Genomic DNA, 8,920 nt, shown 5'->3' on the forward strand with positions numbered 1-8,920 from the left:
TTATGGAGCTTATCAATAATCGGTATCGCATTATGAGCTTGTTAGATAATGAATCATATCTAGTTGAGGATTTATTGAATAATAGCGAGAAGCAAATTCTTAAGATAATTGATTATGAAAAGAATTCTAATATTATCTCTTATTTTATTGAAAATTTTGTTGAATTTGAGCAGATTAGACATAAAAATTTATTGAAGAGTTATGAATTTGATACTATAGAAACTATTAATCTAAAAAATACCAGTACAAGACTTTTCTTCACTACTTCCGAGGTTATAGATGCAAAGACATTGTTTGAGGTAAGTGAAAGTCTTGATTTTAACGAGAAATTGATGATTATACTTGATTTAATGTCAGTAATGGATTTTATTCATTTTAGAGGATTCGTATATAAATATTTGAACCCGGAACATATATATTATTCACATGAAACCGGGGTAAAAATATTAAATATTTCCTCTATCGTGGGAAAAATTATAAGTTTACAATATAACGAAAATACGGAAAACTTCATAGCTCCGGAAGTCATAATGAATTTAAATGTTAATAACAAAAGATCTGATTATTACTCTATTGGTATGATAATGAAATATTTACTATGTACTGATGATTTAGAATATAAAGAACCTGAAGGACTTGGGATTAATGGGGAAGAAAAAAGTGTTTTAGTTAGTATCATAGAAAATTTAATTAATCTAGATGTTAATCAAAGAAGCATTCCATTGAGAGACCATATAGATAAGATAGTCCATGCCTTTAATTTAGATTATAAATATGATTTAAAAGAAGAGAGAGAATCAATATATTTAAAAACCAAAATTATCGGCAGGGATAATGAAATAGAGAAGATATTAAAAATAGATTCAAATATAACCTGCAATATAAATACATTATTAGGGTTAAAAATAAAGGGCTATATAGGAAGCGGAAAGTCAAGATTCCTTGATGAAATTATATATAGACTTAGAATGATGGGCAGAGAAGTACATAAAATTGATTTAATACCTAATGATATAATGGGCGTCAACAATATTGCAAATTTTCTTAAACAAATAACAGAAAATTCCAAAAAAGAATATTTAGATAAGTATAAAGAAGACTTCTCAAAGCTATTGCCGGATCTATATGATAATTCAACATCTAAATATATAGATTTCGGAAAAATTAACGAAAAATACAGATTGTTTAATAGAATCAGCAACTACTTAAATGATATAGCTAAATACGAGGCAGTTTATTTGTTTATAGACGGGTTTGAAAAGAGTAATGATATTTTTGTTTCTTTTATTGACTATTTGCTGAAATATAGTAAATTAAATAAAGTATTCTTTATTATAGCCTATAACGAAGGAATGATCAGCAATGATATTTTGGACAAGTTAAATCATTGGGAAGAAAAAGGGGTTTTAGACAGCTTATCATTAGAGAATTTATCGGAAGAATGTACAGGATTATTGGTTAAATCCATATTAGGAATGTCATATGTACCAAAAAATTTTTCACAAATTTTATATAAAATTAGTAAAGGTAATCCTGGTTATATAGATTTTATAATAAATGATTTGTTTAATAGGGAAGAACTGTATATAACAAATGATGGCTATTGGGATATTAAAAGCAAAGACTATTCACAGATTAATTTTCCTTCAAACTACTTCAATGCAATTAAAGGTCAATTGATTAGGCTGGATGATGATTCTTTAAATGTTTTAAATATAATATCCGTATTTAATACGATACTTTCTAAAAAAGTATTACTGAAAATGACTGAATTGGATCCACCAAGGCTCGATGAAATTATAGGCAATCTTATTAACGATAGAATAATTGAACAGCATAATGTTGAATGGGGTTATAATTATAATTTTTCCAGAGAAGAACTGAAAAGGTATTTATATTGGAATCTAAGCGATACTGAAAAATTAACCTTGCATAAAAAAGCATCAGATGTTATACTCCAAATTTATGGGGATAGGATCAATATTATTATGGACGAACTGGTATATCATCTTGTCAATTCCAACAAAAGCAATTTGGCATTAGATTTGATCATTGATGAGGCGGAAAAGATTGATAATAAATATAATCTAAATGCGATCGTTCTATGGGAAAAAGCATATTTGATTGTAGAAGCTGACGATATAGAGAATAGATTAAAAATTCTGGATATATTGACAGATATATTTTTATTTAAAGGAAACACGGAAAAACTGAATTTATATCTCAATGAATTATTTAATTTGTCTATTAGTGCAAATTCCATTGAATATATAATAAAATCTAGAAATTATAGAATTGAATTGTTTTTTAGAACAAATCAGTTGGATGAATTAGAAAAAGAGATAGAAGCATTAGAAGGACTTTCAAGGGAAAATAATATTCCAAAGGGTATAATCTTTTCTTTAGTAGCTAAATGTCGCATGTGTTTAAACCAAAATAATATAATTGAAATTGAGAGAATGATGGATGAGGCAATAGAATTATCTCAAAAATATGGAATAGTAAGTTATTTAGGTAACATTTATCTAACTTTGGGGAATATGGAATATTTACGTGGAAATACAGAAGGCGCTATAAAATATTTTATTGAAAGCAGAGATTGTTTTGATGAAGACAACAATATGTATGAAATTGTTAAACCTATCAATAATCTAGGGGTAATATACTGCGAGATATATGGGGATATAGACAAAGGATTGAGCTATTATAAACAGGGACTTAAGTTAGCATCCACATACGGATTCAGTCAGTTAGAAACGACTTTTTTAAATAATATAGGGGAGTTATATTTTAATTCTCTTGACTATAATAGGGCTTTAGATTATATCTTAAACTCTAGGAGAATGGCAATTGAGATTAATGATTATAAACTTACTTTTTTAGCATACATAAATTTAGGATATATAGATTTAATTGCAAATAAATTCGATAAAGCTTATAATTGTTATAGCTTTTTAAACAATTTATATAAGGCTAATGCTATTTTGGATGAGGAAACATTATGCCAGTATTATAATTTTCTTGGTGAATTTTATTATATATTTGGGAAATATAATCAAGCTTTAGAATATTCAAAAAAGTCAAGTGATATTTCAAAGAATTTTAATGTTAAAGAGCATTTAAGAGCTGAATCGCGTATTTTATTTGTAGAATATATAACAAATGGATATATAGATAAAAAAGAAATTGATTATATTAATTCCAAGTATCTGGAAGCAGGAATCGTATATGAAAATTTAAAAAATATATTACATTTATGCAAATTAAGCTTACTCAATAGAGATGTAGATTTAGCATATTTTTTATTAACAAAATATCATGTTCTAAGCAAAGATATCAATAATGAATACTTAAATGTCATGTGTAAACTCATTGAATTGATGCTAGAAGGAACAAAACAAAGTTACCATGGTATTGATGATATATTATTATCTTTAAATTCTATTGAATTTTTAAATGACGATATAGATTTAAAGTATTTCTTAAGTATGAGTTATTTGAATATTTGTGATTATATAAAAGCTTTATCAAAACTGTTAAATACATTTGATACATTATATAAATGCGTGAAAGGTATTGATGATTTTGAGCTTCAATCAAGTTTAATAAATGCTAAAAATGGGGATAAAATAAAGGAAAGTATAATTAATATTGTTGAACTAATTTATAAGAAAAAAATTGAATATACACCATTGTCGGAAGTAAGCCAAGATAACATTGATGTCTATTTTGATTTTAGCCAAATAATCGATTCCATTGATAATAATAAACTATATGAATTAGTCAATAACAATGATGGAAATATAAAAATAAAAAGCGTTGATGATTTATTATTAAACTTGAATGGAGATTGTCAAAATAATTTACATTTAATTCTTAAATATATTTGTCAAGAAACATTAGCTAAAAGGGGCTATATAATTATCGCCGGAGAAAATGATAATCATGAAATTATATCTAACAATGCTGACGATGTGAGTTTACCTAAAGAAGTATTTTTGATGCAAGTCTTAAGAAATCGGGAACCTTTACTGATAAATAGAAAAACAAGAGATTTGAATAAAAAATATGTAGGCTTTTTACCTAAGGATTTAATAGCTGTAATATGCGTACCAATTATTATATTTGATTATGATGATATTAAATTTAATAAGAGGAAGCAAGAATCTCTGCAAGATAGTGATGTATCAGGTTATATATATCTGGAGACAACTAGCGCTTTAAATCAATTTGATGATAAAAGATGCCGTTTAATACGTAGCTTAACAAATTTGATTTATTTGAATATTGAAAATGAAAAGCTTAAGTTAATGTCTACAACTGATAAATTGACAAATCTTTATACAAGAAAGCATCTTGAGTATAAATTTGATAATTTATTGAATACAAGCAAACATTTAGGAAATGTTTTTAGTGTTTTAATGATTGATATAGATAAATTTAAGGATATTAATGACAATTATGGGCATATAAAAGGTGACGAGGTATTATATCATATCGGTAGAACTATAAAGAATAGTATTAGATCCACCGATATAGTAGGTAGATATGGCGGAGAAGAGATCATCGTAATTTTATTAAATATTTCAGTTGAAAATGCAATTGAAATTGCTGAAAAGATACGTGCAAATATCGAAACACTTGAAATTCCAGGAGTTTTACATCCTATAACTGTAAGCATAGGCATTTCTCAATATCCAAATCATGGGCATTTTAAGGAAGAATTGATAAATAAAGCTGATCAAGCATTATATTATGCAAAAGAAATATTATCGAGAAATAGTGTTGTATTTTGGAATGATGGAATGGAGAAAGTATTTAGTAAAACAGATAAAATATATGGTATAATAACAGGAAATACTATTATCGACACAAGAAATGTGTTGGCCATTATTGAAACATCTGAATTGATTTTAAACAATGAATACAGTAGAAAAAAGTACTATGAATTTTTAGGTAAATTATTAAATATTGTTGAAGGTGAATATGCTTCATTGATTTTGTTAGAAGAAGACAAAATAGTAACAACTTTAACTAGAAAAAGACATACATCTGATTGGGTGGAATCCTATAAAATAAACTCACATTTGATTGACAAAGTGATAGATAGTAGGAAAGGTGAATTTTTAATAGATTGGGAAACCATGGAAGACATTGATAAAGTATCAGGGAATCCAAACTGGCAGTCTACAATAGTTTTACCTCTAATTAAAAATGATATTACCCTAGGTGTAATTTATATTACTGTTCCTTTAAAAGAAAAAGAATTTAGTCTTAATAATTTCAATTTGGCAAGTGTTCTGGGAAATATATTTACAAGTAATTTATAAGATTGGGGGTTTTAATATGACAGCTACAATAAAGGATGTGGCTAGGTTAGCCGAAGTATCAATTTCTACGGTTTCAAGGGTTATTAATGATTCAAAGCCTGTAAGCCCGGAAGCGCGAAGAAGAGTGCTTAAGGCTATAGAGGATTTAGGATATAAACCAAACGAGGTTGCAAGAAGCCTTGTTACAAAGAAATCAAATTTGATTGGTGTTATCGTTGACGATATAGGAAATTCTTATGTTGCAAATATTGTCAGAGGAATTGAAGAAATTGGCAGAATGTATAATTATGATATCTTATTATGCAGTAGTTATGGAGACAGGCAAATAGAGACTAAATTTATTCAGGTTTTAACAACTAAGCAAGTTGAAGGTATTATTCTTGTGTCGGAGATTGTTAATCATGAGGTCATCAACAACATTAATGAGTACAAGATACCATTTGTGTACTTAAACAGATATTATGATATAGTTGATATGCCAACTGTATCAATGGATTATACACAAGCAAGCAAGCAAATGATGAATCATTTGATAGAATTAGGGCATAAAAAGATACTGTATATAACTCAATCAATGGACAACGATTTAACTATTGAAAAACGTAAAATAAAAGGATATATGGATTCTATCAATTCAATTAATGAAGGGCCTCATATCTATGAAGTAAATGGGCATAGAATATCATTTGGCTATGAAATAGGCGAAGAAGTAAAAGAATTAGTCAACCAGAATGAAATAACAGCTATATTTTGTTGTCAGGATGAAATAGCAATAGGGTTAATGAATTATTTCGCAGATAACAATATAAAAATTCCTGATGATATTTCCATTGCGGGATTTGGTGATATAACATTAGCTTCAATTTATAGACCGAAATTAACGACTATTCGCGAACCCTATTATGATATAGGCGCAGTTGCTATTAGAAGAATATTAAAAGTTATTTCAGGAGAGCATATAGAAGAGAAAAGTATAAATTTACCTATACAATTGGTTATAAGGGAGAGTACTAAAAAGATAAATAAATAGTCATGATCCTTGACATAAAGTTCTTTATTACTTTAATCGGAGTAGCACTTTCTTATTCGTTATAAAAATTGACCACAGATTTTAGTCTGTGGTTTTTTTAGGGAGATATGATAAGTAAAAAAATTCAAAAATAATTGATGATAGAATAATGTATTAGGATATAAATATCTATGAAAGTATAATTAAATCAAATATAATGATTGATGAGGCTTTAGAAAAAATTAGAATCTACAAATTCCTTCGGTAATATAAATAATCATCAATAAATAGTAAGCGAGGTGAAAAAATGAGAGCAACATTAATTATTAAGAATATTGACAATTTGATTACATTAAAAGGTGAAAACAATCCTAGAAGAGGCAAGAAACAAGGTGAAGTAGGGTTAATTAACAATGGTATCGTTGCTATAAATAATGATAAAATTATTTATGTAGGAAGCGGAGGTTTGCCTTCAGATATTGAAATTGATGAAAATACAGTCTTTATAAATGGAAAAGGCAAAACCGTAACGCCGGGACTTGTGGATGCACATACCCATTTGGTTCATGGAGGATCGAGAGAACATGAATTATCTATGAAGCTTAAAGGCGTATCATATTTGGAAATTTTAGCTTCCGGTGGTGGGATCCATAGCACTATGGAAGCAACAAGAAATGCAACTTTTGATGAATTATATGATAAAGCAAATAAAAGCTTAGATACCATGTTAAGCTTTGGAGTTACAACAGTAGAAGCAAAATCCGGCTATGGAATAGAAGATTTTGATACAGAATTAAGGCAATTGGAGGTAGCTAAAAAACTAAATGAAGATCATCCTGTGGATATCGTATCAACATTTATGGGAGCACATGCTATACCTATTAAATATAAGGATAATCCTGATGAATTTGTAGATATAATAATAAAAGAAATGTTACCTGAAGTTAAGAAAAGAGATTTGGCTAAGTTTTGTGATGTATTCTGTGAAGATAGTGTATTTACAATTGAGCAAACTAAAAGAATATTGTTAGAAGCAAAGAATAAATATGGATTTATTCCTAAGATTCATGCTGATGAAATTGTTTCATTAGGAGGAGCAGAACTAGCTGCTGAAATTGGTTGTATTACAGCTGACCACTTAATATCGGCAAGTGACGCTGGGATCAAGGCTATGGCAGAAAAGGGAATAATAGCCAATGTATTACCAGGAACCAGTTTCAATTTACAGGAGGGACATTTTGCCCGGGCTAAAAAAATGATTGAAGAAAATGTTCCGGTAGCTATTTCAACAGATTATAACCCAGGGAGCTGTCCTACAGAAAATTTACAATTGGTAATGAGCTTTGCCTCGTTAATAATGAAATTGACTCCTGAAGAGGTCATAACCGGTGTAACTATAAATGGAGCTTCAGCCTTAGGATTAGAAAATGAAATAGGAAGTTTAATGGAAGGTAAATATGCAGATTTAGTCATATTTGATGCCCCAAACTTAGATTATATAATTTATCATTTTGGTGTAAATCATACAGAAAAAGTAATTAAAAAGGGAAAACTTGTTTACGAGAAAAATAATTGTATGAATTAGAATACGGTTTGTGTTCAAAAATATAAATAAGTATAGAATTGAGTTTTTAAATGAGTTATAATAAGTATATTAGCTTAATAGATTTATTATTAAGCTAATATACTTTTTGTTCAAGGTGGAGAGTGTTATGGCTTCTAAAATCATAAATATAATGTTAGTCGACAGCCATACTATAGTTAGAGAAGGGTTAAAAGCTTTGATAGAAGGTGATAAAGAATTAAAAGTTATTGCTACTTCTGAAAATGGAAAAGAGGCAGTCGAAAAAGCTAGAGAATTAAATCCTAATATTATAATTATGGATATAGATATTCCTTATATGAGTGGGATAGAAGTTTTAAAGATTATTAAAGATCAAGGATTAAATTCTAAAGTAATAATACTTACAGCTCTTCGCAATAGGGAATTTATTATAGCGGCAACAAAATTAGGGGCAATGGGTTATTTGTTTAAAAATTGTGATACTAATACCCTCTTAAAATCGATAAGAGAAATAAGTATCGGCAGGACTTATATAGATCAAGCGGTAGCAACTGTTTTAACTCAAAATGTACATAATAAGATACAAAAAAGCAATATTGAATTAGAAAAAATAAAGTCATTATCGCGACGTGAATATGAAGTCTTGACTTTAATTTCCTCTGGACGTAGCAATAAGGATATAGGAAAAGAATTATTTATTAGTGAAAAGACAGTTAAAAATCATATAACAAAATTATTTAAAAAGATTGATGTAAATGATAGGGTACAAGCAACTATATTTGCGTATCAAAATGGAATTATATAGCTCTTAACTTATTATTATAAAAACATATTGACACTTTTATTAGTTATGTGTATAGTATTTAATTGTGAGGCAAAATAAATAAAAATTCAGCTTAAAAAGTAGTTGACTTAAGAATGAAATTTTGCTATACTAATCAAGTGCCCTAAAACGAGGCACAATGACCTAAAGCATTAATTAGGTCGATTGAACCTAGATAATTAAACAGTGTGAGA

General features: G+C 28.1%; 4 protein-coding genes. All 4 read left to right on the top strand.

The window, feature by feature from the left end; translation table 11 throughout:
• Positions 1–2 precede the first annotated feature (2 nt).
• The 4 genes from H8707_RS11185 (at position 3) to H8707_RS11200 (ending at position 8,708) form a co-directional block, all read left to right on the top strand.
• Positions 3–5,330, top strand: coding sequence for a diguanylate cyclase (locus H8707_RS11185; protein ID WP_262430216.1), 5,328 nt, complete (start codon positions 3–5; stop codon positions 5,328–5,330).
• Positions 5,331–5,346: 16 nt separating this feature from the next.
• Positions 5,347–6,360 carry a LacI family DNA-binding transcriptional regulator gene (locus H8707_RS11190; protein WP_262430217.1) on the top strand — a complete coding sequence of 338 codons (1,014 nt, stop codon included), beginning with the start codon at positions 5,347–5,349 and terminating at the stop codon, positions 6,358–6,360.
• Positions 6,361–6,646: 286 nt separating this feature from the next.
• Positions 6,647–7,924, top strand: a complete 1,278-nt coding sequence (gene hutI / locus H8707_RS11195; protein WP_262430218.1) for an imidazolonepropionase — start codon at positions 6,647–6,649, stop codon at positions 7,922–7,924.
• Positions 7,925–8,051: 127 nt separating this feature from the next.
• On the top strand, positions 8,052–8,708 hold the full coding sequence (locus tag H8707_RS11200; protein ID WP_262430219.1) for a response regulator: 657 nt from the start codon (positions 8,052–8,054) through the stop codon (positions 8,706–8,708).
• Positions 8,709–8,920 lie beyond the last annotated feature (212 nt).

This window comes from Paratissierella segnis (assembly GCF_014385195.1).
Taxonomy (GTDB): domain Bacteria; phylum Bacillota; class Clostridia; order Tissierellales; family Tissierellaceae; genus Paratissierella; species Paratissierella segnis.

What these genes read in the sequence shown, in the direction of transcription:
- H8707_RS11185 (WP_262430216.1), top strand. Translation starts at nt 3, where the DNA reads ATGGAGCTTATCAATAATCGGTATCGCATTATGAGCTTGTTAGATAAT.
- H8707_RS11190 (WP_262430217.1), top strand. Translation starts at nt 5,347, where the DNA reads ATGACAGCTACAATAAAGGATGTGGCTAGGTTAGCCGAAGTATCAATT.
- hutI (WP_262430218.1), top strand. Translation starts at nt 6,647, where the DNA reads ATGAGAGCAACATTAATTATTAAGAATATTGACAATTTGATTACATTA.
- H8707_RS11200 (WP_262430219.1), top strand. Translation starts at nt 8,052, where the DNA reads ATGGCTTCTAAAATCATAAATATAATGTTAGTCGACAGCCATACTATA.